Annotated in this window: 19 protein-coding genes; 11 read left to right on the top strand and 8 right to left on the bottom strand. The window is 73.3% G+C overall.

All coding sequences use genetic code 11. The features are described from left to right. Positions 1–860: 860 nt before the first annotated feature. From panD to AB0F01_RS24870, 3 genes are all read left to right on the top strand, one after another. Entirely contained in the window at positions 861–1,280 is a 420-nt protein-coding gene (gene panD / locus AB0F01_RS24860; RefSeq protein WP_362099795.1) for an aspartate 1-decarboxylase, read from the top strand. 69 nt (positions 1,281–1,349) lie between these two features. Then, complete coding sequence (locus AB0F01_RS24865; protein ID WP_362099798.1) at positions 1,350–1,694, top strand: GNAT family N-acetyltransferase; 345 nt, start codon at positions 1,350–1,352, stop codon at positions 1,692–1,694. Between the two features lie 17 nt (positions 1,695–1,711). Continuing rightward, entirely contained in the window at positions 1,712–2,362 is a 651-nt protein-coding gene (locus tag AB0F01_RS24870) for an aspartate/glutamate racemase family protein (protein WP_362100098.1), read from the top strand. Between the two features lie 806 nt (positions 2,363–3,168). On the opposite strand, the gene gndA is transcribed toward AB0F01_RS24870, so the two are convergent. Beyond that, the gene (gndA, locus tag AB0F01_RS24875) at positions 3,169–4,608 is read right to left on the bottom strand and encodes an NADP-dependent phosphogluconate dehydrogenase (protein WP_362099801.1); all 1,440 of its coding nucleotides are present in this window, start codon (positions 4,606–4,608) and stop codon (positions 3,169–3,171) included. Between the two features lie 680 nt (positions 4,609–5,288). Between gndA and AB0F01_RS24880 the strand changes: the two genes are divergently transcribed. Continuing rightward, a complete protein-coding gene (locus AB0F01_RS24880; protein WP_362099804.1) occupies positions 5,289–6,641 on the top strand; it encodes a transglycosylase family protein in 1,353 nt (450 codons plus the stop codon). A gap of 126 nt (positions 6,642–6,767) precedes the next feature. Here AB0F01_RS24880 and AB0F01_RS24885 read toward each other — a convergent pair whose 3' ends face one another. After that, the gene (locus tag AB0F01_RS24885) at positions 6,768–8,261 is read right to left on the bottom strand and encodes a DMT family transporter (protein ID WP_362099807.1); all 1,494 of its coding nucleotides are present in this window, start codon (positions 8,259–8,261) and stop codon (positions 6,768–6,770) included. Positions 8,262–8,818: 557 nt separating this feature from the next. Between AB0F01_RS24885 and glgA the strand changes: the two genes are divergently transcribed. From glgA to AB0F01_RS24910, 5 genes are all read left to right on the top strand, one after another. After that, positions 8,819–9,970 carry a glycogen synthase gene (glgA, locus tag AB0F01_RS24890; protein ID WP_362099810.1) on the top strand — a complete coding sequence of 384 codons (1,152 nt, stop codon included), beginning with the start codon at positions 8,819–8,821 and terminating at the stop codon, positions 9,968–9,970. 52 nt (positions 9,971–10,022) lie between these two features. After that, positions 10,023–11,249, top strand: a complete 1,227-nt coding sequence (gene glgC / locus AB0F01_RS24895; protein ID WP_362099812.1) for a glucose-1-phosphate adenylyltransferase — start codon at positions 10,023–10,025, stop codon at positions 11,247–11,249. A 312-nt stretch (positions 11,250–11,561) separates the two neighbouring features. Continuing rightward, complete coding sequence (locus AB0F01_RS24900; RefSeq protein WP_362099815.1) at positions 11,562–14,228, top strand: PA14 domain-containing protein; 2,667 nt, start codon at positions 11,562–11,564, stop codon at positions 14,226–14,228. A 267-nt stretch (positions 14,229–14,495) separates the two neighbouring features. Further along, positions 14,496–15,899, top strand: a complete 1,404-nt coding sequence (locus AB0F01_RS24905; protein ID WP_362099818.1) for a wax ester/triacylglycerol synthase family O-acyltransferase — start codon at positions 14,496–14,498, stop codon at positions 15,897–15,899. 102 nt (positions 15,900–16,001) lie between these two features. Beyond that, positions 16,002–17,477, top strand: coding sequence for an SDR family NAD(P)-dependent oxidoreductase (locus AB0F01_RS24910; protein WP_362099821.1), 1,476 nt, complete (start codon positions 16,002–16,004; stop codon positions 17,475–17,477). A gap of 204 nt (positions 17,478–17,681) precedes the next feature. On the opposite strand, the gene AB0F01_RS24915 is transcribed toward AB0F01_RS24910, so the two are convergent. Next, on the bottom strand, positions 17,682–18,095 hold the full coding sequence (locus tag AB0F01_RS24915) for a hypothetical protein (protein WP_362099824.1): 414 nt from the start codon (positions 18,093–18,095) through the stop codon (positions 17,682–17,684). A gap of 470 nt (positions 18,096–18,565) precedes the next feature. On the opposite strand from AB0F01_RS24915, the gene AB0F01_RS24920 reads away from it, so the two are divergent. After that, positions 18,566–18,739, top strand: a complete 174-nt coding sequence (locus tag AB0F01_RS24920) for a hypothetical protein (protein WP_192232920.1) — start codon at positions 18,566–18,568, stop codon at positions 18,737–18,739. Positions 18,740–18,808: 69 nt separating this feature from the next. Here AB0F01_RS24920 and AB0F01_RS24925 read toward each other — a convergent pair whose 3' ends face one another. From AB0F01_RS24925 to AB0F01_RS24945, 5 genes are all read right to left on the bottom strand, one after another. Then, positions 18,809–19,234 (bottom strand): VOC family protein, encoded by a 426-nt coding sequence (locus AB0F01_RS24925; RefSeq protein ID WP_362099827.1) that lies wholly within the window; start codon positions 19,232–19,234, stop codon positions 18,809–18,811. A 198-nt stretch (positions 19,235–19,432) separates the two neighbouring features. After that, entirely contained in the window at positions 19,433–20,803 is a 1,371-nt protein-coding gene (locus AB0F01_RS24930) for an amidase (RefSeq protein ID WP_362099830.1), read from the bottom strand. A gap of 460 nt (positions 20,804–21,263) precedes the next feature. Beyond that, a complete protein-coding gene (locus AB0F01_RS24935) occupies positions 21,264–22,100 on the bottom strand; it encodes a carbohydrate-binding protein (protein ID WP_362099832.1) in 837 nt (278 codons plus the stop codon). 178 nt (positions 22,101–22,278) lie between these two features. Beyond that, positions 22,279–23,070, bottom strand: coding sequence for an alpha/beta hydrolase (locus AB0F01_RS24940; protein WP_362099835.1), 792 nt, complete (start codon positions 23,068–23,070; stop codon positions 22,279–22,281). 278 nt (positions 23,071–23,348) lie between these two features. Next, the gene (locus AB0F01_RS24945; RefSeq protein ID WP_362099837.1) at positions 23,349–24,122 is read right to left on the bottom strand and encodes an MBL fold metallo-hydrolase; all 774 of its coding nucleotides are present in this window, start codon (positions 24,120–24,122) and stop codon (positions 23,349–23,351) included. 214 nt (positions 24,123–24,336) lie between these two features. On the opposite strand from AB0F01_RS24945, the gene AB0F01_RS24950 reads away from it, so the two are divergent. Next, positions 24,337–24,504 carry a hypothetical protein gene (locus tag AB0F01_RS24950; protein WP_192231460.1) on the top strand — a complete coding sequence of 56 codons (168 nt, stop codon included), beginning with the start codon at positions 24,337–24,339 and terminating at the stop codon, positions 24,502–24,504. Positions 24,505–24,525 lie beyond the last annotated feature (21 nt).

Consider the following 24,525-nt stretch of genomic DNA (forward strand, 5'->3'; position numbering starts at 1 on the left):
CACCCGCCGAATACGAGACCAACTACTACCGGGCAACCACGAAGCCCCAGGTCACAGTCATAACCTAGAGTCTCGATCGAACCCGGAACGGTTCAAGGACCTTCGCGTTCCTTCCTCGACCGAGCTTGTAGCCTTTCAAGCCCAGTTTCGATGCCTCCCTGTAGACCCAGCTTGTCGACATGTTGAGCATCGCAGCGACCTCGGCAGTGTCCATGAGGACTGGTTCGACGTCACGGCGCCGGCGGGACGAGTCAATATGGCTGCGCGGCTCGTCAGGGTGCGACTGCGGTTCCACGGGCAAGATGGCTCCTCAAAGCTGACCTAAGCATGATCGAGGCATCGGCTCGCTCTGCTCTGGCCGAATCTCGAACGTCCTTCACCCGACCTGTGCCACCGCCAAGAGCCACCGGTCGAGCTAATTCCATGGTCATGAGAATCGCCGGTTTGGCTAACCGGCGATCCGCTGCTATGTTGCCGCGCCATCCGGTACTCAGGATCTTTCATGGATTTTGACTGCCTGCACCTGCTGGGCGGTATGGAGACGCTTCGGTCAGTCGACTCACGGCGGTGCGTGGCCGGCTCCCGATCACGGCCCTCCCGGCCGCTCGAGTGACGGTCATCACGGATGCCTCTGCGAGGGCGCTGCGTAGGCTTGTGCCGTCGTCACGGTGGGGGACGGGAGGGCGCGCGAGACCTTCCTCCGCTTTCCTGACGATGCGTCAGGAAAGTCAGCAAGTGGTCAGCATGAGTCCTGAAAAACCTGGGGACAGCTGCCCGAACATGCGACTCGTTGTAGGCTGTCGAAACAGCCCTTGACCTGCAAAAACGCAGGCAGGGAGCCTATTTGTGGGAGTGCCCCGATGTTGCGTACAATGTTCAAGTCCAAGATCCATCGTGCCACCGTCACCCAGGCCGACCTGCACTACGTGGGATCCGTGACGATCGACGCCGATCTGCTCGACGCCGCCGATCTGCTGCCCGGGGAGCTCGTGCACATCGTGGACATCGCCAACGGGTCCCGGCTCGAGACGTACGTCATCGAGGGGGAGCGGGGGTCCGGGGTAGTCGGGATCAACGGGGCGGCGGCACACCTCGTGCACCCCGGGGACCTGGTGATCATCATCAGCTACGCCCAGGTGACCGACGCCGAGGCGCGGGTACTGGAGCCGAGGGTCGTGCACGTGGACCGTGACAACCGTGTCGTGGCACTGGGCGCCGACCCGTCCGAGCCGGTCCCCGGGTCGGACCAGGAGCGCAGCCCGCAGGCCGTCACGTCCTGAAGGGCTGCGCCGCCCGCACGAGGCATGCTGTCGGAGGCGTGCAGACCGAGGCAGGAGAGGGGTGCGTCCATGAGCGACATCGACATCCGCGACGACCGCGAGGCGGGTCGGCTGGAAGCGGTGGCGGGCGGGGAGGTCGTGGGCCGGATCGAGTACTTCGTGCTCGACGAGCCACGACGGGCCCTGGTGCCGGTGCACACCGTCGTCGAGCCCGCGCACGAGGGGAAGGGCATCGCGGGCTCGCTGACCCGTGAGTTCTACGCCATCGCGGGCCGGGAGGGCAGTGCGGTCGCGCCGCTGTGTCCCTATGTCGACAAGTGGGCGCAGCGTCACCCGGACGAGGCCCCGCCCGCCGACGCCGACCTCATGGCGGCGGCGAGGAAGGGGCTGTCCGACCGCCCCGGTATGGCGTGAGCCACGGTCGGCCCCCGGTGCTCGCCCTGCTGCACACCTCGCCCGTGCACGTCCCCGTCTTCGACGCACTGCGCGATCGCGCGCACCCGGGGCTGGAGCTGCGGCACCTCGTCGCGGCCGACCTGCTGGAGCGGGCCCGTGCCGCCGGGCCGGAGACCGTCACCGATGCCGTACGGGCACGGGTGCGGGAGGCCGTGGAGGGTGGGGCGCGGGCGGTGCTGTGCACGTGTTCCACCCTGGGGGATGTCGCGGAGGCGGCGTCGGGCCCGGTCGGGGTGCCGGTGCTGCGCATCGACCGCCCGATGGCCCGGCAGGCAGTGGCGACGGGGCCGCGCATCGTCGTGCTCGCCGCGCTGGAGAGCACCCTGCGGCCGACGGTGGCGCTCATCGAGGAAGAGGCCCGACGGGCCGCCCGCCTTGCGCAGGTGCGGCCGGTGCTGGTCGCCGGAGCCTGGGAGCGCTTCGAGGCGGGGGACACCGAGGAGTATCTGCGACGGATCGCCGACGCAACGGAGGCGGAGGGCGCAGGTGGGGCCGACGTGCTCGTGCTCGCCCAGGCGTCCATGGCGCCGGCCGCCGCGCGGAGCCTCACCGACGTGCCGGTGCTGTCCAGTCCCGGGACGGGCCTCGCGGCCGGTGCCGCAGCGGTCGGAGTACCGGGAACGTAGGCGTCCGTGCCTGTGCCGAGGGCCGACGTGGGGCGGGGGCGACGGGGGCCGAGGGGCGGACGGTGCCGGATGTCCCTCGTCGCCGACCCGACCCGGCCCGGCAGGGCGCCCGCCGCGTCCGCTGTCCTGCGGCCGGGTGACTGGGGAGGCGGGCGTCGGGTAGGCGCGGGATAGTCCAGAGCCGACGTCGACCGACTGGCCGGAGGACCACCGTCATGACCGAGCCGCATCCGGACCCCGTCCCGCCGGGACCCACCCCGGGGCCGGACCCTTCCCAGCCGCAGCCGAACCCCGCTCCCGTTCCGCCGCCCGAGCCTCCTCCGGGTCCGGACCCCGCTCCCGCTCCGACGCCCGGACCGGACCCCGCTCCCGCTCCGACGCCCGGACCGGACCCCGCGCCCCGACCGACGCCGCCGGCCCCGGGGCCGACGCCCCCACCACCCGGCCCCCCGGCCCCGGGGCCGACTCCGCCCCGGCCGGGCCCTCCGCCCGGGCCGTCCCCCTCGCCCATTCCGCCGGGGCCGGAACCGGTGCCCGACCCGGAGCCCGGGCCGCCGCTGAGCTGACCGGTCGAACGGGACCGCCGGCGGTAACGGCGCGGGGCGGTGGACGGGTGCCGACCACCCGTCCACCGCCCCGCACCTCAGCAGCTCGGGAGGTCATGACCTCCCGAATTCATGACCTCCGAAGTCACGCACCTCTCGGCGTCACCGAAGTCACGACCTCTCGGCGTCACCGCCCGCGCCTGCCACGTGCTGCCACGTCACCCGCACATCGCGGGGGTCCCGCGCCGGCGTCCCGACCGGCTACGCCGACACCTCGGACCGGTCGCCGCCCCACAGCGTGTGGAACGAGCCGTCGCGGTCGGTGCGCCGGTAGGTGTGCGCGCCGAAGTAGTCGCGCTGGCCCTGGGTCAGGGCGGCCGGCAGGCGCTCGGCGCGCAGGGCGTCGTAGTAGGCGAGCGCCGCGGCGAAGCCCGGGGTGGGCACGCCCTGGCGGGTGGCCGCGATCAGCACCTCGCGCCAGTCGTCCTGCGCCTCGGCGATCTCCCGCGCGAACGTCTCGTCGGAGAGCAGGCTCGGCAGGTCGGCGCGGGCGTCGTAGGCGGCCCGGATGCGGTCCAGGAACGCGGCGCGGATGATGCAGCCGCCGCGCCAGATCGCGGAGACCGCGCCCAGGTCGATGTCCCAGCCGTACTCCTCGCTGCCCGCGGCGATCTCGTGGAAGCCCTGGGTGTACGACACGATCTTCGACGCGTACAGCGCCTGCTCGACCCGGTCGGCGAACGCGGCGGCCTCCGCCTCACCCAGCGGCGACGCCGTGGGGCCGGCCAGCCCGCGGGACGCCTCGCGCAGCGCCCCGTGTCCGGACAGGGAACGGGCGAACACGGCCTCCGCGATCCCCGACACCGGGACCCCGAGGTCCAGGGCGATCTGCACGGTCCAACGGCCCGTGCCCTTCTGCTCCGCCTGGTCCACGACCACGTCGACGAACGGCTTGCCCGTCGCCGCGTCCACGTGCGACAGGACCTCGGCGGTGATCTCGATGAGGTACGAGTCCAGCCGGCCGGTGTTCCAGGTGCGGAAGATCTCCGCGATCCGGGCGGGGGAGTAGCCGGCCACGTCGCGCAGCAGTTGGTAGGCCTCACCGATCAGCTGCATGTCGGCGTACTCGATGCCGTTGTGCACCATCTTCACGAAGTGCCCGGCCCCGTCCGGGCCCACGTGCGTCACGCACGGCGCGCCGTCGGCCGCCTTGGCGGAGATCTTCTCCAGCATCGGGCCCAGCGAGTCGTACGACTCCTTCGGGCCGCCCGGCATGATGCTCGGCCCGTTCAGAGCGCCCTCCTCACCACCGGAGACGCCCATCCCGACGAAGTGGATGCCCTGTTCGCGCAGTGCCTTCTCCCGGCGGCGGGTGTCGGCGAAGTGTGCGTTGCCGCCGTCGATGATCATGTCGCCGGGCTCCAGGAGCGGCGCGAACTCCTCGATCACCGCGTCCGTCGGCTCCCCGGCCTTGACCATGACGACCAGTCGGCGCGGTCGTTCCAGCGCGGCCACGAACTCCTTGGCCGTCTCGGCCGCCACGAAGTCGCCCTCGCTCCCGAACTCCTCCACGAGCGCGTGCGTCCGCGCCGCCGTCCGGTTGTGCACCGCGACCGTGTAGCCGTTGCGGGCGAAGTTACGGGCGAGGTTGCGGCCCATGACCGCGAGGCCCGTCACGCCGATCTGCGCTGAACTGCTCATTGAGTTGGCTCCTCATGACCTTGGTAACGGTGCTGCCGGGGCGGCGGCGCTGCCGGTCGGTGCCCGCCAGTCCTGCCGCGACCATCCTGACGTGCCGCTCTTCCAGCCGCACGTGCGGGTCGTCACGACACGCACGCCGCCTCATACGGACGAAAGTCCCACGACACTCAGTGGACACGCAGGTCCGTCCGCGATGTGAGCCGCCGCCCCGACGCGCGAGCACCGCGCCCCGCCTGTCTGCCGTCCCGTCCGCTCCTTCCGCTCTTTCCGCTCCTTCCGCGTCCCAGCCGTCCGCCCCCGGCGGTGCCTCGGACTCGGCGGTGCCTCGGGACCCGCGGTGCTTCCGGACCCGCGTGCACCGGCGCCCGTCGAAGCCCGTCCGCCTCCTGCGGCGGCGCGACTCCTGGTACGTGTACGCGAGCACACGCCCAGATCGTGCGCCCCGATCACGTGCCCGCACCGTGGGCCTGCACCGTAGGCCCGCACTGTGCGCCCGCATCGTGCGCCCGGATCGTGCGCCTGGCGCGCCCCGCGGAGGGGTCGCACGAAGCCTCGACAGGGGCGCAACACGCCGAACAATCCCGGCCATTCGGCGCCTCCGGGCGGCCGATAGCCGTCTTGTCCCACGCGCCGGGGAGCGCTTACTTTTGCCCCTTCTGACGCAATGTCGAGGGGGCTCCATGGCCGTGCGCGGCCGGCACCGCCGGTATCAGCCGAACAGAATCAACCGTGCCTCACTCACCGTCACGGCGGGCGGCGCCGGGATGGCCCTCCCCTTGATGGGCGCCGGGGTCGCCGAGGCGGCCGACGTGGAGACCTGGGACCGGGTCGCCGCCTGCGAGTCGACCGACGACTGGGACATCAACACCGGCAACGGGTATTACGGCGGCCTGCAGTTCAGCCAGTCCACGTGGGAGGAGTACGGCGGCACGCGGTACGCGCCCCGTGCGGATCTGGCCACCAAGGACCAGCAGATCGCCATCGCCGAGAAGGTGCTCGACGGACAGGGCCCCGGCGCCTGGCCGGTGTGCTCGAAGCGGGCCGGTCTCACCCGGGGCGGACCCGAGCCGGAGATCAGACCGTCTGCCGACCGGGCCGACCGCGACGACGCCCGACGCGGTGACGGTCGCGACAGCGGTGGCGGCAACGGCAGCGCCGGCAAGGACGCGCGCGGCTCCGCCGGGAGGACCAAGGCCGACCGGACCACCGTCGAGGACGTCAAGCCGCAGAAGACGCCGCAGTCCCGCGCCGGACGCGCCGAGATGTACACCGTGGTCCGCGGCGACACGCTCTCCGGTATCGCGTCCGGCGAGCAGCTGCGGGGCGGTTGGCAGGCGCTGTACGACGCCAACCGCTCGGCCATCGGCGCCGATCCGGACCTGATCCTGCCCGGTCAGCGGCTCGCGCTGCCGGACGGCACGGGCAAGCGGTCCGACCGGGCGCCGGCGACGCGGGAGCGGACGAAGCCCTCCGCCCCGGAGAAGGCGCAGAAGGGGGGCAAGGCGTCGGGCGGGCAGCAGAAGTCCACGCCCTCCCCGAAGCCGTCCCCTTCGGAGAAGAAGACGGCGGAGAAGAAGCCCTCCGCGCCGCGCACCGGGGAGCGGGCCGACCGGGCCGCGGCGCCCGGCGGGAGCCTGGTGGCCCCGGTCGCCGCCCCCCTCGGCACGCCGTACCACAAGGCAGGGTCCTCCTGGTCGAAGGGCTACCACACCGGTGTCGACTTCCCCGTGCCCACCGGCACGTCGGTGAAGTCCGTCGCGAGCGGCCGGGTGGTCAGCGCGGGGTGGGAGGGCTCCTTCGGCTACCAGGTCGTCGTCCGGCACGCCGACGGCCGCTACAGCCAGTACGCCCACCTGTCCGCGATCTCCGTCCGCAACGGCCAGTCGGTCGCCGCCGGACAGCGCATCGGACGCTCCGGGAACACCGGGAACAGTTCCGGCCCGCATCTGCACTTCGAGGTACGGACCGGGCCGGGCTTCGGGTCGGACATCGACCCCGTCGCCTACCTTCGGGCGGGCGGCGTCAGGATGTGAGGCGTGTCCGGCGCACGGATGCGCCGCGTGCGCGGCGCGCCGACCGGACAGATGTGCGACACGCGGACGTGACCCGTGCGCGAGGCCCGGGCGTCACGCGTGCGCGGCGTCAGGAGGTGACGGGCGTCAGGAGGTGACGGGGGCGCGGTGCCCGTTCAGCACGGGCACCGACAGGTAGGGCCCGTCCCGGAAGGGCGCGGACGTCATCAACGGCGCATCCGTCGGCCCCGGCCAGGGTCCAGGAGCCGGCGCGCGCCGCAGCGCGGCCGGCACCGTCTCCGACCCCGGGTGTGTCGCCGCTGTACGGGCGGGCCCCGGCGTACGCGTCGTCGCCTCCGAGGCCGCCGCCCCTGAGAGGACCGGCGCCGTGCACGCCAGGGCCGGAACCGCGGCGGCGAAGACGGACGACGAGGACGCCGCCACGACCGGCACCCGGAGCCCGGACACAGGGACGTACTCGGAGTCGGACTCGGACGCGGAACCGGCCCCGTCACCCGCGCCCGTGACGATCTCCCCGCCGTCCCCGACGAGCACCTCGCCCCCGTTCCCGACAGCCGCCCACGAGAACGCGGGAGCCGCCCACGGCACCTGCTCGGGCACCCGGAACCGTTCCGGGACCAGGAACCCGGGATCCGACGTCCCGGCGGACGACGAACCGGCCCGGGACCAGGCAGCGTTCTCGACGGAGCGCTCCACGGAGCCCGCGATGGAGTCGGCGACGGAGGGCGCCCCCGCCGTGCCCCGAACTCCCCGGGCCGATGCCCCCGCCGGCTCAGCGCCGTCCCGCTGCTCGCGGGCGAGACGCTCGGTCGTCAGCAGGATCAGCCCGCCGGCCGCGACCACCCCGGAGCCCAGGGCGAGCACCGTGCCCGTGGAGCCGTAGCGGAAGGTCTCGCCGAACATCGTGATGCCTACGGCGGCCGCCACCACCGGGTTGACCACGGTCAGGGTGGCCAGCGGGGCGGCGAGCCCGGCGCCCCGGTAGGAGGCCTGGGAGAGCAGCATGCCGGCCGTGGCGAGTACGCCGATCACCGCGAGGGACGGCGTGTCGGCCGCGGCCACGCCGTCGGTCCAGTCGACCGCGACGGTCTTGGTGAACACCGACGACATGCCGAACGCGACACCGGCGGCGGTGGCGAGGAGGATGCTCCGCACCGCCGGATGACGGTGCACGGCACGCGCCGCGACCATCAGGGCGACGATCGCGCCGCCGGTGACCACCGCGGCCACCGCCCGCTGGGGCGTGGAGAGGGACTGGGTGCCGGCCGTGCCGACCAGGGCCAGCAGGCCCGCCAGGCCGACCGAGGCCATCAGCGCACCGCGCCAGGCCGTCGCACCCGCCCGGCGCCCCACGAACAGCGCGGCCATGGGCAGCGCGAAGACGATGGTGAGTGCGCCCAGCGGCTGCACCAGGCTCAGGGGGCCGTAGGCCAGCGCCACGACGTGGAGGAGAGCGCCGAGACCGTTCAGCGAGACCGCCGCCCACCAGGCGGGCCGCCGCAGCGGCGCGTACTGCCTGCCGGGGGAGGACACCGCGACCTGCTCCTGCACGATCGCCCCGCCCGCGTAGGCGACCGCGGACACGAACGACAGGAGCACGGACAACGCGAGGGCGCTCATCGGCTGCTCCTCTGCGGGGAAACGGGGCGCGGTGCCCGGCGCGGCGGACGGTCGGCTGTCATGGAGAACACGATGCCGTTTCCGGCTGTTCCCGTCGTCGTTCCTGAGCACTCAATCCGTCCTACTGCCGATGGAGTAGGAGAACGGCCCCGTCATCCCCTGGGTGGGGTCCGCCCGAGGGAAACCCCCTACAGGCACGGCACCCCGGCGCCGGGAAAAGCCCGCCCCCGGCACCGGCAGCCCCTGGGGAGGCCCCCTGATCCGCCCCCGACCTGCCCGACCCCCACCTCCGGCCCCGGCCTACCGACCCCACCCCCAGCTCCGCCTCGGACCCCGCCCCCGACGACCGCCCGACCATCCCCACCACGCGTCCCCACCGCGTACCCCCGTCACGCCCCACTGGACCCCCGACGGACCCTGACCTCGACCCCCGACGGACCCTGACCCCGACCCCCGACGGACCCCGACCCCGACCCCCCACCCCCGTTCTCCCCTTCCCCACGCGCCCCATCTGGGCGACGATGGGAACAACGTCCGCTCAGACAGGGGGTTCGCGGGTGCGAGTGGGACTGCTGACCCGGGAGTACCCCCCGGACGTGTACGGCGGCGCGGGCGTGCACGTGGAGTTCCTGGCCGGGGAGCTGAGGTCCCTGGTGGACCTGGAGGTGCACTGCTGGGGCGAGGGCCGCGCGGAGGGTGTGACGCGGCACCGGCCCTGGCCCGTGCTGGACGGCGCCAACGACGCGCTGCGCACCTTCTCCGTGGACCTGGCCATGGCCGCCGCGCTCGAAGGACGCGACCTCGTCCACTCCCACACCTGGTACGCCAACCTCGGCGGTCATCTCGCCAAGCTGCTCCACGGCATCCCGCACGTGGCGACCGCGCACTCCCTGGAGCCGTTGCGGCCCTGGAAGGCCGAACAGCTCGGCGGCGGCTACGCCCTGTCGAGCTGGGCCGAACGCACCGCCCTGGAGGCCGCCGACGCGGTCGTCGCCGTGTCGGGCGCCATGCGCGAGGACATCCTGAGCTGCTACCCGGCCCTCGATCCGGCTCGGGTGCACATCGTGCACAACGGCATCGACACCGCCCTGTACCGCCCCGATCCGGGAACGGACGCCCTGGACCGGATCGGACTGGACCGCTCCCGCCCCTACGTGCTGTTCGTCGGCCGGATCACCCGCCAGAAGGGCGTGCCCCACCTGCTGCGGGCGGTGCGCGGCATCGACCCGGACGCACAGGTGGTGCTGTGCGCGGGCGCCCCGGACACCCCGGAGATCGACCGCGAGTTCCGGGAGCTGTACGAGGAGCTGCGCGGGGTCCGTGCGGGCGTGCACTGGATCCCGCGGATGCTGCCGCGCCCGGAGGTGATCCAGCTGCTCACGCACGCGACCGTGTTCGTCTGCCCCTCCGTCTACGAGCCGCTGGGCATCGTCAACCTGGAGGCGATGGCCTGCGGCACCCCGGTGGTGGCCTCCCGCGTCGGCGGCATCCCCGAGGTCGTGGCGGACGGCTCGACCGGGGTACTCGTCGATGTGGACGACGACTTCGAGGCGGGCCTCGCCCGGGCCCTCGACACGGTCCTCGGCGACCCGGCCGCCGCACGGCGGATGGGCGAGGCCGGCCGGGAGCGCGCGGTCGGGGAGTTCGGGTGGGACGCGGTGGCCCGCCGTACGGTCCGGCTCTACGAGGAGATCCTCGAACAGGCTTAGTCCCGCCCGTCCGGGGCAGTCATGGGAAAATTCCGGCGTGAGGGGAGCGGCCATGCGGCGTGGTGGTCCTTCGGTTCTGGGAATCGTGCTGGCGGGCGGCGAGGGCAAGCGCCTGATGCCCCTCACGGCGGACCGCGCCAAACCGGCGGTCACCTTCGGCGGCACGTACCGCCTCGTCGACTTCGTGCTGTCCAACCTGGTCAACGGGGACATCCTGCGCATCTGCGTGCTCACGCAGTACAAGTCGCACTCGCTGGACCGGCACGTCACCACCACGTGGCGGATGTCCAGCCTGCTCGGCAACTACGTGACGCCCGTACCCGCCCAGCAGCGCCTGGGTCCGCGCTGGTACCTGGGCAGTGCGGACGCCATCCTGCAGTCGCTGAACCTGATCCACGACGAACAGCCCGACTACGTGGCCGTGTTCGGCGCCGACCACGTGTACCGGATGGATCCGCGCCAGATGCTCGCCCAGCACATCGACAGCGGTGCCGGGGTGACGGTGGCCGGCATCCGGGTGCCGCGCTCGGAGTCGGCGGCCTTCGGGGTGATCACGCCGGGGTCCGACGGGCAGACGGTGCAGGGCTTCCTGGAGAAGCCCGCGGACCCGCCGGGGCTGCCCGACGACCCCGAGTGCGTGTTCGCCTCGATGGGCAACTACCTCTTCACCACCAAGACGCTCGTCGAGGCCCTCCAGCGGGACGCCGAGGACGAGGACTCGGTGCACGACATGGGCGGCTCGATCCTGCCCCAGCTCACCGACCGCGGCGAGGCCCACCTGTACGACTTCAGCGACAACCACGTTCCGGGCGAGACCAGCCGCGACCAGGGGTACTGGCGGGACGTCGGCACGCTGGACGCCTACTACGAGGCGCACATGGACCTCATCGCCGAGCGTCCGGCGTTCAACCTGTACAACCGGCAGTGGCCGATCTACACCACCTCGGGGCAGCTCTCGCCGGCCCGCTTCAACGCCGGTGGCATGGCGAGCGAGTCGATCATCAGCGCGGGCTGCCTGATCCGGGGCCAGGTCACCCGGTCGGTGCTCTCCCCGGGCGTCCTGGTCGATCCGGGGGCCGTGGTGCAGGGCTCGGTGCTGCACGACAACGTGCACGTCGGGCGTGGTGCCGTGGTGCGGGGCGCGGTCCTGGACAAGAACGTCGAGGTGCCGCCGGGCGCGACCATCGGGGTCAACCCCGAGCGGGACGCGGAGCTGTACACGGTGTCCAAGGGCGGCGTGATCGCGCTCGGCAAGGGGCAGCGGGTCCCGATGCCGTAGGCGGCGCGGGAGAGGGGTGAGGGGCCTCGGCCGGAGGTGACGGCCGGGGCTCTTGTCATGTCCCGTCATGTCCCTGGACGGATGGCGGAATCCGTGCTGTTATGGCGACTACTGTTCATGACAACGTTGTTCAGGTGTTCAACCGAACACAAAGGAACACGAGATCCGCGCGCGAGCCGGCACCGGATCGGCACCGGCACCGGCTCGGCACCGGCACCGGCTCGGCACCGCGCGGCGTCACGACCGCACAGCACCGTTTGGCAGCACCCGCACACCGCACCGAGCCGTCACTTCCTCACCCACGGAGGATCCGTGCGCACCAGACGACTCAAGGACCGATTCGCGTTACTCCTGGCCACCGCGCTGGGCGTCGCCGGACTGACCGCGGCGACACTGCCCGCGGCGGGACCGCCCGCCGCCGGGCCCGCCACCGGGGCCCCCGCCGCCGCGGACGACCCGGTCGAGATCCACGGCCTGAAGGGCGAGTACTACACGCACTCCGCGCCCGGGGCCTTCGACTTCCACGAGCTCAAGGCCACCGCCTTCGACCCGCAGCTGGACTTCGACAACCTCGAACCGCGCCTCGACCTCACCACCGGCCGCTCCGACGACGTCAGCGTCCGCTGGACGGGCAAGATCGTCCCGGAGCGGAGCGGCCCGCACACCTTCTCCCTCATCGGCGACAACGGCTTCCGCCTCTGGATCGACGGCCGCCTCGCCATCGACCACTGGGTCGACGACTGGGACCGCGAACAGACCGCCGAGCCGATCGAGCTGACCGCGGGCACCGCCCACGACATCAAGGTCGAGTACTTCGAGCACTACGGCGGCTCCAACCTGCACCTGCGCTGGACCGAACCCGGCGGCACCAAGAAGCCCGTACCGCAGTCGGCTTTCCGCCTGCCCGACGGCTTCGACTACGACGGGGCCCTCGCCGCCACCGTCCTGGCCTCCGGGCGCACCCTCAAGCTGGACTTCCCGCGCCCGCTCGCCGAGCCCCCGGCCGCCTTCACCGAGCACCTGCAGGCCGTCATCGGCGGCGCGCAGTGGCCGCTGGCATCGGCCCGACCGGACCCGGCCGACCCCAGGTCCCTGCTCGTCACGCTGAAGGAGCCGGTGGTCGGCAACAAGACCGGCACCGCCCGCGGCGCCGCCGACATCCGCTACGACGGGAAGGGCGGACTGGCCACCACCGCCGGCGACCCGGTGGACGCCTTCCTCAGCAGCGGACCCAACCGCTCCACCCACGAACTGCGCACCCGGTGGGCCGACGAGGTGGGCCCGGACAACGCCCTGCCCGAGTACCCGCGCCCGCAGCTCACCCGGGACAAGTGGCGCAACCTCAACGGGCGCTGGCAGTTCGCCGCCGCCCAGGAGGGTGAGCGGCCGCCCGTGGGCAAGAACCTGAAGGAGCGCATCCTCGTCCCGTACCCGGTGGAGTCCCAGCTCTCCGGCGTCCAGCGGCACGAGGACCGCATGTGGTACCGGCGCACCTTCACCGTGCCCCGCGACTGGCGCATCGGCTCCTCGCAGCGGCTGCGGCTGAACTTCGGCGCCGTCGACTGGCGGGCCGAGGTGTACGTCAACGGCACCAAGGTCACCGAACACGAGGGCGGCTACGACAAGTTCAGCGCCGACGTCACCGACGCGCTGAAGCCCGGCCGCACCCAGGAGCTGATCGTCGGCGTGTACGACCCGACGGACGCGGCGGACGGGGAGAACCCGCCGCTCGGCAAGCAGCGCCTGGACCCCAGCGGCATCTGGTACACCCCCAGCTCGGGCATCTGGCAGACCGTGTGGATGGAACCGGTCGCCCGTGACCACGTCGACTCGCTCCGCCTGATCCCCGACGTGCCGGGCGAGCGGCTCACCGTCGAGGCGCGGGGCGTCCGCGACGGCCTGCCGGTCACCGCGACGGCCTACGACGGACGGCGCAAGGTCGCCACGGCACGCGGCCGCACCGGCGAGCCGCTGAGCCTGAGCATCCGCGACCCGCGTCTGTGGTCGCCCGACGACCCGTTCCTGTACGACCTGAAGGTGACCGTCGGCAAGGACCGCGTCGAGAGCTACTTCGGGATGCGCTCGATCTCCGTGGAGAAGGTGAACGGCGTGCCGCGCACCCTGCTCAACGGCGAGCCGCTGTTCCTGATGGCCACCCTGGACCAGGGCTTCTGGCCCGACGGCCTGCACACGGCCCCCACCGACGAGGCCCTCGCCTACGACCTGAAGGCGCACAAGCGGCTCGGCTTCAACTCGGTGCGCAAGCACATCAAGGTCGAACCGGACCGCTGGTTCCACTGGGCCGACCGGCTCGGACTGCTGGTCTGGCAGGACATGCCGTCCATGACGGCGGGGGTGAACCCGGACGCCGAGTCCCGCGCCCGCTACGAACGCGAGCTGAAGGAGATGATCGACGAGCACATCAGCAGCCCGTCGGTCGTCATGTGGGTCACCTTCAACGAGGGCTGGGGCCAGTACGACGTCGGGCGCATCGCCGGCCTCGCCAAGAGCTGGGACCCCTCGCGGCTGGTCAACAACCAGTCCGGGCTCAACCTGGGGGCCGACGGCGACGCCGGCGACATCATGGACGAGCACGGCTACCCGAGCCCGGCGCTGCCGCCCCGCCCGGACGGCAGGCGCGCCCTGGTCACCGGCGAGTACGGCGGCCTCGGCCTCGCGGTGCCCGGACACGCCTGGTCGGTGCAGATGTCGTACGTCGACGTCGACCCCTCGACGTACACCGACGACTACCTCACCAAGCTGGACGAGGTGCGGGCGCTGGCGTGCCGGGGCAGCAACGGCGCCGTGTACACCCAGATCACCGACGTCGAGGGCGAGTTGAACGGTCTGCTCACCTACGACCGCCGGGTGCTGAAGCCGGACGTGCCCCGGGTCCGGGCCGGGCACGAGGCGCTGATCCGGGACGCCTCCCGGGCCGCGCCCGCCGGCTGCCCGGCAGCGGAGGGTGCCGGGAGCTGACCGCGCCACGGGCGGCCCGCGCCCGTACGGGTGAGGCCGGTCGCCGCACCGGACGGCCCCAGAAGGGCCTCCGGCCGCCCCGGTGACCGCGCCGGCCCCGCCCGGCCCGTCCCCCGCACCACTCCGGTGCGGGGGGCGGGCGGCCCCGGTCCGGGGGACGGGCCAAGTCATCTGATGTTAACTGTACGTAGCCGGATCGTACTTGACCGTAATCGGCCGGGGGCGATTGACTGCTGATCCATCCCGTCGTCGCTGCGAGGCCAGCCCGTGACCGCAGACCTGCTCGCTCCTCTCGACCTGGCGTTCTGGAACATCGAGTCCGCCGACCACCCGATGCACCTCGCCGCGCTCGGGGTGTTCCCGGCCGGATCGCCCGCCGCCGGCGCCCACGCGGCCGACCTGCTCGCGTCCCGCGCATCCGCCGTCCCCGGACTGCGGATGCGGATCCGCGACGTGTGGCGGGCCGGCCCCGGAGGCGGCCCCCTGACGGCGCTCCGGAGCCCCTGGGCCGGGCGGGGGGAACGGCTCGCCGCGGCGCTGCGTGGACCGCTCGCCTTCGGCGGCGCCCGCCGGGAGCCCGACCCGCGCTTCGACCCGCAGGACCACGTCCGGCTCCACGCCCCGGCCCCCGACTTCCACGAGGCGGCGGGCCGCCTGATGGAACGCCCGCTGGAACGCTCCCGGCCCCCCTGGGAGGCCCACGTCCTGCCCGGCCGGGACAGTGACTGCTTCGCCGTGCTGTTCAAGTTCCACCACGCCCTCGCCGACGGGCTCCGTGCGCTGACCCTCGCCGCCGCGCTGATGGACCCGATGGACCTGCCCACCCCGCGGCCCCGCCCGGCGGACCCCGCCCGCGGGCTGCTCCCGGACGTGCGCCGGATGCCGGACCTGGTGCGCGGCGCCCTCTCCGACGCGGGACGCGCCCTGGACATCGGCGCCTCCGTCGCCCGCTCCACCCTCGACATGCGCTCCTCGCCCGCCCTGGTCTGCGCGTCCAGCGGCACCCGGCGCACCGCCGGCACCGTGATCGACCTCGACGACGTGCACCGGATCCGCAAGAGCGCCGGCGGCACCGTCAACGACGTCCTGATCGCCGTCGTCGCGGGGGCCCTGCGGCGCTGGCTCGACGAACGCGGCGACGGCAGCGAGGGCGTCGCGCCCCGCGCCCTCATCCCGGTCTCCCGGCGGCGGCCCCGCACCGCCCACCCCCAGGGCAACCGGCTCTCCGGCTACCTGATGCGGCTCCCGGTCGGCGAACGGGACCCCCTCACCCGCCTCACCACGGTGCGCGACGCCATGGACCGCAACAAGGACGCCGGTCCCCACCGGGGCGCCGGCGCCGTCGCCCTGCTCGCCGACCACGTGCCGCCGCTCGGCCACCGGCTCGGCGGCCCACTGGTCGGCCAGGCGGCCCGGCTCTGGTTCGACGTGCTGGTCACCAGCGTGCCGCTGCCCGGCTTCGGGCTGCGGCTGGGCGGCGACCCGCTCGGCGCGGTCTTCCCGCTCGCCCCGCTGGCCCCCGGGCACTCCCTGGCGGTCGCCGTCTCCACCTACCGCGGACGGGTCCACTACGGGCTGGTGGCCGACGGCGAGGCCGTCAAGGACCTCGACCTGCTGGCGCTCGCGCTGTCCGAAGAGGTGGAGACACTGCTCACGGTCTGCGATCCCTGACCACCGCGGGTTTGGTCTGCGGCGCCGCGCTCCGTAAAATCCCCCGTTCGACAGCGGGCGCTACCGGAGCGCCGCGAGGCAGAGCGGGAAACGACAGCGGCGATGACGGTGACAGAGGACGGCCCCCGGGCCACGGACGCGGCGGCCCACGGGCCCGGCATCGACCCCGAGCGGCTGGCCGTCTGCCTCGCCGTGCTGGAGGAACTCGACCGGCTCGACGTCGACCACCCCGACGCGATCCTGGTCCGCCGGGCCACCTCGCACATCTACCGCTCGGTCAAGCAGCGCCGCCGCCAGGAACGCCGGGCCGCCAAGACCGCCCACGACAAGGCGGTCACCGAGGCCACCGCCACCGGCTCCGCCGAGCGCATCGACGACGAGACGGAGGGCATCCTGCCGTCCTCCCGGGTCGAGCCCGGACAGATCGCGGGGATACTCCAGCGCCCGCGCTCCTGCTACGTCTGCAAGACCCGCTACGTCGAGGTCGACTACTTCTACCACCAGCTCTGCCAGAAGTGCGCGGCCGAGAACCGCGCCCGGCGCGACGCCCGCACCGACCTCACCGGCAAGCGCGCCCTGCTCACCGGCGGACGCGCCAAGATCGGCATGTACATCGCGCTGCGGCTGCTCCGCGACGGCGCCCACACGACGATCACCACCCGCTTCCCCAACGACGCCATCCGCCGCTTCAAGGCCCAGCCGGACAGCGACGAGTGGATCCACCGGCTGAAGATCGTCGGCATCGACCTGCGCGACCCCGCCCAGGTCGTCGCGCTCGCCGACTCGGTGGCGGCCGCCGGACCGCTGGACATCCTGATCAACAACGCCGCGCAGACCGTGCGCCGCTCCCCGCAGGCCTACAGCGAACTGCTCGGCGCCGAGTCCGCCCCGCTGCCCGCCGGTGAACTGCCCGCCTCCGAGGTGATCGGCACCTTCGGCTCCGGCGCGGTGGCGGAACTGCCGGTCGCCGGGGGCGGCGCGCTCACCGCGCAGGACGTCACCGGCCTCGCCCTGGTCTCCGGCTCGGCGTCCCTGGACCGCATCGCCGCCGGTACCGCGATCGACGCCGGGGGCCTGGTCCCGGACCTGCACGACACCAACAGCTGGGTGCAGACCGTCGACGAGGTCACCCCCGTCGAACTGCTGGAGGTGCAACTGTGCAACTCCACCGCCCCGTTCATCCTGATCAGCCGGCTGCGCCCGGCGATGGCGGCCTCGTCGGCGAAGCGCACCTACATCGTGAACGTCTCCGCCATGGAGGGCGTCTTCGACCGCGGCTACAAGGGCGCCGGGCACCCGCACACGAACATGGCCAAGGCCGCGCTGAACATGCTCACCCGCACCAGCGCCCAGGAGATGTTCGACCAGGACCGCATCCTGATGACCGCCGTCGACACCGGCTGGATCACCGACGAGCGCCCGCACCCCGACAAGGTGCGCCTCGCCGAGGCCGGCTTCCACGCCCCGCTCGACCTGGTCGACGGTGCCGCCCGGGTCTACGACCCCATCGTGCGCGGCGAGGCCGGCGAGGACCTGTACGGCGTCTTCCTGAAGGACTACGCACCCGGCAGGTGGTGAGCGGGCGGCGACCCGGTCGCCCGGGGCCCGGCGGCCTGGCTGTCCGGGGCCCAGCCGTCCGGGGGTCCGGCGGACCGGCCTCCGCCGGCTGCAGGGCCCGGCGGTCCGGCGACGGACACCTGGGCGGCCCGGATTGCCCGGATTGTTCGGACGGATTACCCGGACAGTCCCGGCCGTGTGGGTGCCTGGCGCCCCGTCAGCACCTCAGCCCGGCGCGTCCAGGCGGGACGCGCGGGCCGCCAGCAGCTCCAGCACCGTGCGCCAGTCCTCCAGCACCCCCGGGTCGAAGCAGGCGGTGCGGGCCTCCTCTTCCGCGCTGCGCAGGGCGAGGGCGTCGTCGTCGGCGCCCGCGGACGGACGCCGGCGCACCAGGCCCGCCACCCGCTCGCCGAGCAGCGCGCGCACCGCGTCGGCCGCCCGCTCGGCGGGGTCGCCGGGCCCCAGCAGTCGGCCCACCGGCCGCACCAGGCCCGCGACCTGGAGCTCCTTGTCCGCGGGACGGCCGCGACGCAGCAGTGCGGCGGTCCGCAGGGCGTGCGCCTGCCCGTCGGCCCCCACGCCGCCGCAGTCACAGGCGTACAGCAGGTCCATCAGCTCCTCGACGCTGCGCAGTTCCATGCGCCGGTCCTCCCACGAGACAGCCGTTGCCGGACGGCAGCAGACCATGGCGGGCTTGCGGACCGGCCAACGGGACATGAACGCCGCCGTGACCACAAGGCCTTCCCGCACGCGTCTGCGCCCGCGTAGTCCGTTCGGGTGACGGAAGAAAAGGGAGGAATGCGGAAACACTGCCATATTGGTGGGGGTCGAAACGGGTCCGACGTGTGATTGTTACCGCGAGTTTCGAGCCCCATCGAGCGGGGGGTCGCTCATTTGGTTAATCTGAGCCGGACGGACAGCACACGGGGTCCTACCCACACCCACGGTCCGTCTGGGACAAGCCGGTTCACCACGGCCAGCTCCTGTCTCGAGCAACCGGCGCCACCGCGTCCGAACGGCTTTCCCCTCATGCCCGGAGGGCGGCGGCGCAGGTGCGGCAGAGCCGGCGCGGTACGTCCCCAGGGTGACCGACACATAAGGAGTGCGCGGTGACACCGGAGAAGACGACTACCGAAGAGCGCCCCAAGGAACGGCCCGAGCGGGCACGCCGCCGGAACGGCGAGCTGTGCAGCCTCGACGTGTGGGCCCGCTCGGCCCCGATCCGCCTCGCGGGCTACGAGGACGACCTCGCCGAGCCCCACATCCTGCCCAGCGTCGACTGACGCCGCCCTGTCCGGTCACCCCCGGGGCATGGGCGTGCGGGACGCACGCCCATGCGGGCCGGGACCGGGTCAGGGCCGGACGTACGGACGGGTCATGATCTCCATGTTGTGGCCGTCCGGGTCGTCGAAGTAGGCCCCCCGGCCGCCGAAGAGGTCGTTGACCCGCCCCGGCTCCGTGTGACGCGGGTCCGCGTAGTAGGTGACCCCGAGCTTCTCCAGGCGCCCGATCATCGCGTCGAACGCCTCCTCCGGCACCAGGAACGCGTAGTGCTGGGGCTGGACCCGGTCCTCCAGCATCTCGTGGTAGTCGAGCGTGACGCCGTTGCCGAGGTCCAGCGGCAGGAACGGCCCGAACCGGGCCCCCACCCGCAGTCCGAGGACCGCCGCGAGGAAGTCGGCGGACAGCCGCGGATCGCGGGCGAACACCACGGTGTGGTTCAAGTGGGCGACGGTGGTGGGCAGTTCGGTAGGGCGCGGGGGGTGTGTGTCGGGCATGGCCAGTGATCTCCGAGTCGATTCCATGAGTGGAGCCACGCGGTCGCGCGGCAGGGAAGCAACACGGAGGAACGGGCGGGTCGCGGCCCCGCCCCGGACTCACGCCAGGGCCGGGCGCACCTTCTGTGTACGGCTCTCGGCCGACCCGGCAGTCATACCAGCGAGACTAGACGCCGGGGCCGGATCACGGCAAGGCGGTCAGCGGCCGGCGGGATCCGCCACCGGAGCCGTCCGCTGCCAGGGGTGCCGCTCCTCCAACTGCCGTGCCAGGTCCAGCAGTACCGCCTCGGACCCCGGCCCGCCCACCAGCTGCACCGCACAGGGCGCTCCCGAGGGCAGCGCCCCGAACGGCACGGACATCGCGGGCCAGCCGGTGAGGTTCCACGGCGGAGTCAGCGGCGAGTAGGACGAGTTGGCGGCGACATTGCGCAGCCAGCCCCGCTCGTGCCACGGGCCCGCCTTCGGCGAGCGGCGGGCGAGGGCCGGGGTGAGCAGCACGTCGTACTCGCCGAAGAACGGCTCCAGCCGCTCGCGCAGCCGCTCCCGGCCGGTGCCGGAGCGCACGGATCGCTCACAGCGGCGGCCGATCGCCGCGTGCACCCTGGTACGCCGGGTCAGCAGCCGCCGCTCCAGGCCCCGCGCGTCCACGGCCGTGCCCGCCGCCCAGTGGGTCAGGGCCGTCGTACCGAGCGACATCGGGTACGGCGGGTCGGCGCGCCGCACCTGGTGGCCCGCCTTGATCAGCGTGCCCGCCGCCTCCCGCACGGCCGCCGCGTACGGCCGGGAGATCGTGACCCCCGCCAGCGGGCTGCGCAGGGACACCGCGATCCGCCGGGTGCCGGTCCCGGCCGTCTCCCCGGCGCCGGGCACCTCGTCCGTCCCCGCCAGCACCGCCAGCATCAGCCGGGCGTCCTGGACGGTCGTGGCGAGCGGCCCGTTCTCCGACATGCCGAACCAGTCGCCGTCGCCGATGTCCGCCGGGACCACCCCGCGCCCCGGCTTGACGGTGACCAGACCGCAGTTGGCGGCCGGGATCCGCAGCGACCCCATGCCGTCGTTGCCGAGCGCGACGGGCACCATCCCGGCGGCGACCGCGGCGGCGCTGCCCCCCGACGAGCCGCCCGCGCTGCGGGTGAGGTCCCACGGGTTGCGGGAGGTGCCGTGCACCCCGTCCGTGGTGCCGAACACGCACAGCTCCGGCACATGGGTCAGGCCGACGACCACCGCGCCCGCCGCGCGCAGCCGCGCCACGGTCTCGTGGTCCTGCCGGGCCGGGGTGTCCGGGGTGGCGGCGGACCCGACGCGCATGCTCTCGCCGCGCACCGCCAGGTTGTCCTTGACCGCCACCGGCACCCCGGCCAGCGGCAGTTCCGCCAGGTCATTTCGGGCGGCCACCTCGTCCGCCTCGGCCAGGGCCGCCTCCGTCCGCACCACCCGGAACGCGCCCACCCGGCCGTCGAGCCGCTCGATGCGTGCCAGGTGGTCCGCGACGACCTCGCGCGGCGTGGCCCGCTTCTCCTGTACGGCGGTGGCGATCTCGACGGCGGTCCGGCCGGCCCAACTGGTCAACTTCGGCTCCTCGGGGTGCGGAGGGGACGGGGCGTACCAGAGGGTACGCGGGGCCACTGTGCCCCGCCGGGTGCCCCCGCGTCGAGATCGTCCCGCACGCCGGACCCGGACCCGGACCCGGACGCGGACGCGGACCGGCGCGCCGGACCCGGAGCCGGACCTGGAGCCGGACGCGGACGTGGACCGGCGCGCCGGAACCGCATGCCGGAGCCAGACCCCGACCCGGAACCGGACCTGGTCGCGGCGGACGCGGGTCGGCGCGGATGCCGCTCGAAGGACCGGGCCTCCGCCGTGCGCACCACCGGTCGCGCGGCGAGGGGAGTGCAGACGACCGACCCGCTGAAACGCCCCCTGCCGGGGCGCGCCCGGCTCGGCGGCGACCGGATCGGCGTCCGCCTGGACCCGTTTCAGCAGAGCCGGGGCCCTCCTCGGCCGAGCCGGCGGCGCTCGCGCGGAGCGCCTACGTCCGGGCCCAGAGGGCGGGGACGTTCGGGGGCTCCCAGCCGGCCATGGACGTGTGGGCCTGGAGGCAGCGGTAGGCGAAGGAGCCGTAGGTCACGACGCTGCCGGCGGTGTAGGTCCGGCCGGCCGCCCAGGTGCCGCTCGGCGGGTCGGTCGGGGGCGGGGAGCCGCCGCCCGGATCGCCGTCGACGTCCAGGACGAAATCGAAGGTACCCTGCCTGCCGCTCCCCGCGCTGCGCACGTTCATGAGGAGGGCGGGATCGTAGATCATGTCCGTGGCATTGCGGGGCTCGCCCGGAAAGTAGAGCTGGGTGGTGAGCACCGGCTCGCCGGGAGCCTGGGCCTTCACATGGAGGTGGCGGGTGCGGCCCGGGTAGAGACCGGGCACGATCGTCGTGAGCCGGAAGGCGCCCGTGGAGTCGGTGAACTGGTGCCCGCGGAAGGCGAAACCGGTCATGTCGTAGGCGCCGGCGTTGTCCGCCTGCCAGAAGTCCATGAGCACGCCGGACAGCGGTACGCAGTTGCGGCCGAAGACATAGCCGCTCACCGTCAGCGGCGTGCCCGCCGTACCGCCCGTCACCAGGCTGGTCCGCAGCGGGGAGTTCGGCTTGAAGTACGGGCCCTCCATCTGGTCCGGCGTCGGGTCGTCGCCGTCGTCGCACGCCGGGGTCGGCGCGAGTGCGTCGGTGCCGGGGGTACGGACCGCGTCACGGGCCAGGGCGATGCCGCCCGTGGCGAGGAGCGGGACGGCTGCCCCGGCGGCCACGGCCGCGCGTAACAGGTTCTTGCGGCTGATGCCGCTCGGTTCATGGGGAGAGGGGCTGACGGGGGCCATGGCCTGTCCTCGTTTTCGGTGAGGGGGGAAGTCCGGTGAGGTGCGAGAAGGAGGAGGAAGCGGGGCGGGACCGCGCAGCACGAAACGGTAGGGGCGGTCCGGGAGGCCCGGGAACCTCCTGGACCGCCCTCTGCCCGGTGTTATGCGCGTCCCGGCGGCACGCTGGTGGTGCTGGATCTCAGACGGTCAGCAGGTCGGCGATCACGGCCGGGTGGAGAAGGTGGGGGAAGTGCCCGCTGCCGGGGAGGGTGACGATGCGCGCCGTGGGCAGCAGGGCGGTGAGCCACCGTGCGTAGAGCGGCGGTACCTCGTCGCCCGCGACGTGGGTGTAGTCCACGCCGGCGCCTCTGATGGCCCGCAGCTGCCAGGTGCGTCGGCGTGCGAGTTCCTCGGGGGTCTCCTCGAGGAGTTCCCGCCAGTACGCCAGCAGGAGGTCCTGGCGGGGAGTTGTTGCCGTCCGGACCAGTTCCCGGGCCCGGGGCGGGAGCGCGTCGATGCCCATGGCCGCCAGCTGCTCGTCCCACACGTCCCGCCACCGCGGGCCGCGCAGCACGGGTTCGAGTTCTCCGAGCCGCTTGGCGAAGGCACCCGCGAGCAGGGGCTGGTCGATGTCGACCACTCCGGCTGCCGGGTGGACGGCGGCGTAGGCCGTGGCCACCACCGCTCCGAACGAGTGCCCGACGACGATCGGTGCTGCCGCCCCGAACGCGTCGAGGCAACGGTGCACTGAGAGGGCGATGTCGGCCGGGCGACAGGACTCCGCGTCCGGGGACCGGCCGTGACCGGGAAGGTCGAAGGCGACGATCAGCCGGTCGGGCTCCCTTGCCGTCAGCTCGTCGATCAGAGTGTCCCACTGCCGGTGGTCGTAGGTGAGCCCGTGGAGCAGGACCACCGGCGGCTCGTTCCCGTGCCGCGTGCCGTGCACCCGGGCACCCAGGCGCCCGAGGAGTTCGTACTGTCCCAGTGTCATCGTGTCTCGCCTTTCCGTGCTTTCCCGAGGAAGGCGTTCCGGGACGAGGAACAAGGTGTGTGCGACGGAGGTCACATCGGCCGTCGGTCCGGGCCGCCCACGGCCGGGCGGCGGCGGAGGGTGCGGCCCGACCGCGGGGAGGCACGTCGGTGGGCGCCCGCCGGCCAGGGGCGCCGCCGGTTCGATCAGCTCGGGCCGGCAGGGGTCGCTCGGATCGCTCAGCTGTTTCCCGCCCCCGGGACGGCCGGGCAGGCACCCCGTGGTCGGCCGGCCGCCGGCTACCGCCGCGGCTCGAACCGGGCCGGCTTCCGGTCGCGGGCGGTCTCGGCCGCCTTCCTGACGGAGCCGCGGTGGACCGGGCCGTGCCCCGGGAGCAGCGTGTCGCCCTCGCACGCCCCGATGACGTCGAGGGACGCCCGGGCACGCTCACGGTCGTGGTCGAACATGGCGGGCAGCAACTGCGGACCGCGTGCCCGCGTCGTGGGGTGTCCGCTGACCAGGGCGTCCCCGGAGATGACGATCCCGGCCTGCGGGAGGGCGTAGGCGCAGTGCCCGGCCGTGTGTCCCGGAGTGTGCAGCGGTACCGGGCGTCCGGGCAGGTCGAGAGGCCCGGCGGAGGCGGGGAACGGCCGGGGGAGGGTGACGCGTGAGTCCTTGAGCCCGCCCGCCCGGATGCTGTGCACGGCCCACGGGGCGACACCGGGGCGCCAGATGTTGCGCAGCACCGTGCCGACGCCGATCTGGTGCAGGAACTCCCGCCGGGCGTGCGGGATCTCCTCGTCGTGGGCGTGCACCACGGTGCCGTAGGTGCGGGTCAGGTACTCGGCGTTGCCGATGTGGTCGTTGTGCGCGTGCGTGACGAGGACCGCGGCCACGGACTCCGGGGCGTGCCCCAGCTCGGACAGGGAGGCGAGGAGCAGCGCGCGGTCACCGGGGTAGCCGCAGTCGACGAGCGTGGCCGAACCGCCCTCGCTCAGGACCACCCAGTTGGTATTGCTGCCGCGGACGAGGTGAACGCCGTCGGCCACTCGGACAAGGGAGTCGTCCCACATGTGTGCTGCACACTCTCGGAGAAGGAGGGGATGCCCGCGAGGACATCACGTCGAACGGGTCTCTTTCCGCCGCCGCCGGTGAACGAGCCGCCGGGGCGGCGGTCCCTCCCCCGCCCCGCCCGGCGGCCGGGGCCTGTCATGTGCCTGCCCGTCAGGTGACTGCAAGCGTGACGGCCGGGCATACGGGAGTTCACCCTAGGAGAGGAGCTCGCGCATGCTGGGCATCGTGGCCGCCGTACTGTTCTTCATCTCGTTCCTGATCAACGCGGCGGACATCGGCACCAACGACGTGTTCTCGTCGGTCAACATCATGCTGCTGGGGCTGACCGCCCTGGCCCTCCACGTGGCCGGCGTCGGGGCGGGCATGCCCCGCAGACGCTGACCACCCTCGAACGCGGGCCTG

The organism is Streptomyces sp. NPDC029526 (genome assembly GCF_040637405.1).
Lineage (GTDB): Bacteria > Actinomycetota > Actinomycetes > Streptomycetales > Streptomycetaceae > Streptomyces.

Bases quoted from the DNA above. Each gene is read 5' to 3' on its own strand.
- panD (WP_362099795.1), top strand. From the start codon at position 861: ATGTTGCGTACAATGTTCAAGTCCAAGATCCATCGTGCCACCGTCACC.
- AB0F01_RS24865 (WP_362099798.1), top strand. From the start codon at position 1,350: ATGAGCGACATCGACATCCGCGACGACCGCGAGGCGGGTCGGCTGGAA.
- gndA (WP_362099801.1), bottom strand. From the start codon at position 4,608: ATGAGCAGTTCAGCGCAGATCGGCGTGACGGGCCTCGCGGTCATGGGC.
- AB0F01_RS24880 (WP_362099804.1), top strand. From the start codon at position 5,289: ATGGCCGTGCGCGGCCGGCACCGCCGGTATCAGCCGAACAGAATCAAC.
- AB0F01_RS24885 (WP_362099807.1), bottom strand. From the start codon at position 8,261: ATGAGCGCCCTCGCGTTGTCCGTGCTCCTGTCGTTCGTGTCCGCGGTC.
- glgC (WP_362099812.1), top strand. From the start codon at position 10,023: ATGCGGCGTGGTGGTCCTTCGGTTCTGGGAATCGTGCTGGCGGGCGGC.
- AB0F01_RS24910 (WP_362099821.1), top strand. From the start codon at position 16,002: ATGACGGTGACAGAGGACGGCCCCCGGGCCACGGACGCGGCGGCCCAC.
- AB0F01_RS24915 (WP_362099824.1), bottom strand. From the start codon at position 18,095: ATGGAACTGCGCAGCGTCGAGGAGCTGATGGACCTGCTGTACGCCTGT.
- AB0F01_RS24925 (WP_362099827.1), bottom strand. From the start codon at position 19,234: ATGCCCGACACACACCCCCCGCGCCCTACCGAACTGCCCACCACCGTC.
- AB0F01_RS24935 (WP_362099832.1), bottom strand. From the start codon at position 22,100: ATGGCCCCCGTCAGCCCCTCTCCCCATGAACCGAGCGGCATCAGCCGC.
- AB0F01_RS24940 (WP_362099835.1), bottom strand. From the start codon at position 23,070: ATGACACTGGGACAGTACGAACTCCTCGGGCGCCTGGGTGCCCGGGTG.
- AB0F01_RS24945 (WP_362099837.1), bottom strand. From the start codon at position 24,122: ATGTGGGACGACTCCCTTGTCCGAGTGGCCGACGGCGTTCACCTCGTC.
- AB0F01_RS24950 (WP_192231460.1), top strand. From the start codon at position 24,337: ATGCTGGGCATCGTGGCCGCCGTACTGTTCTTCATCTCGTTCCTGATC.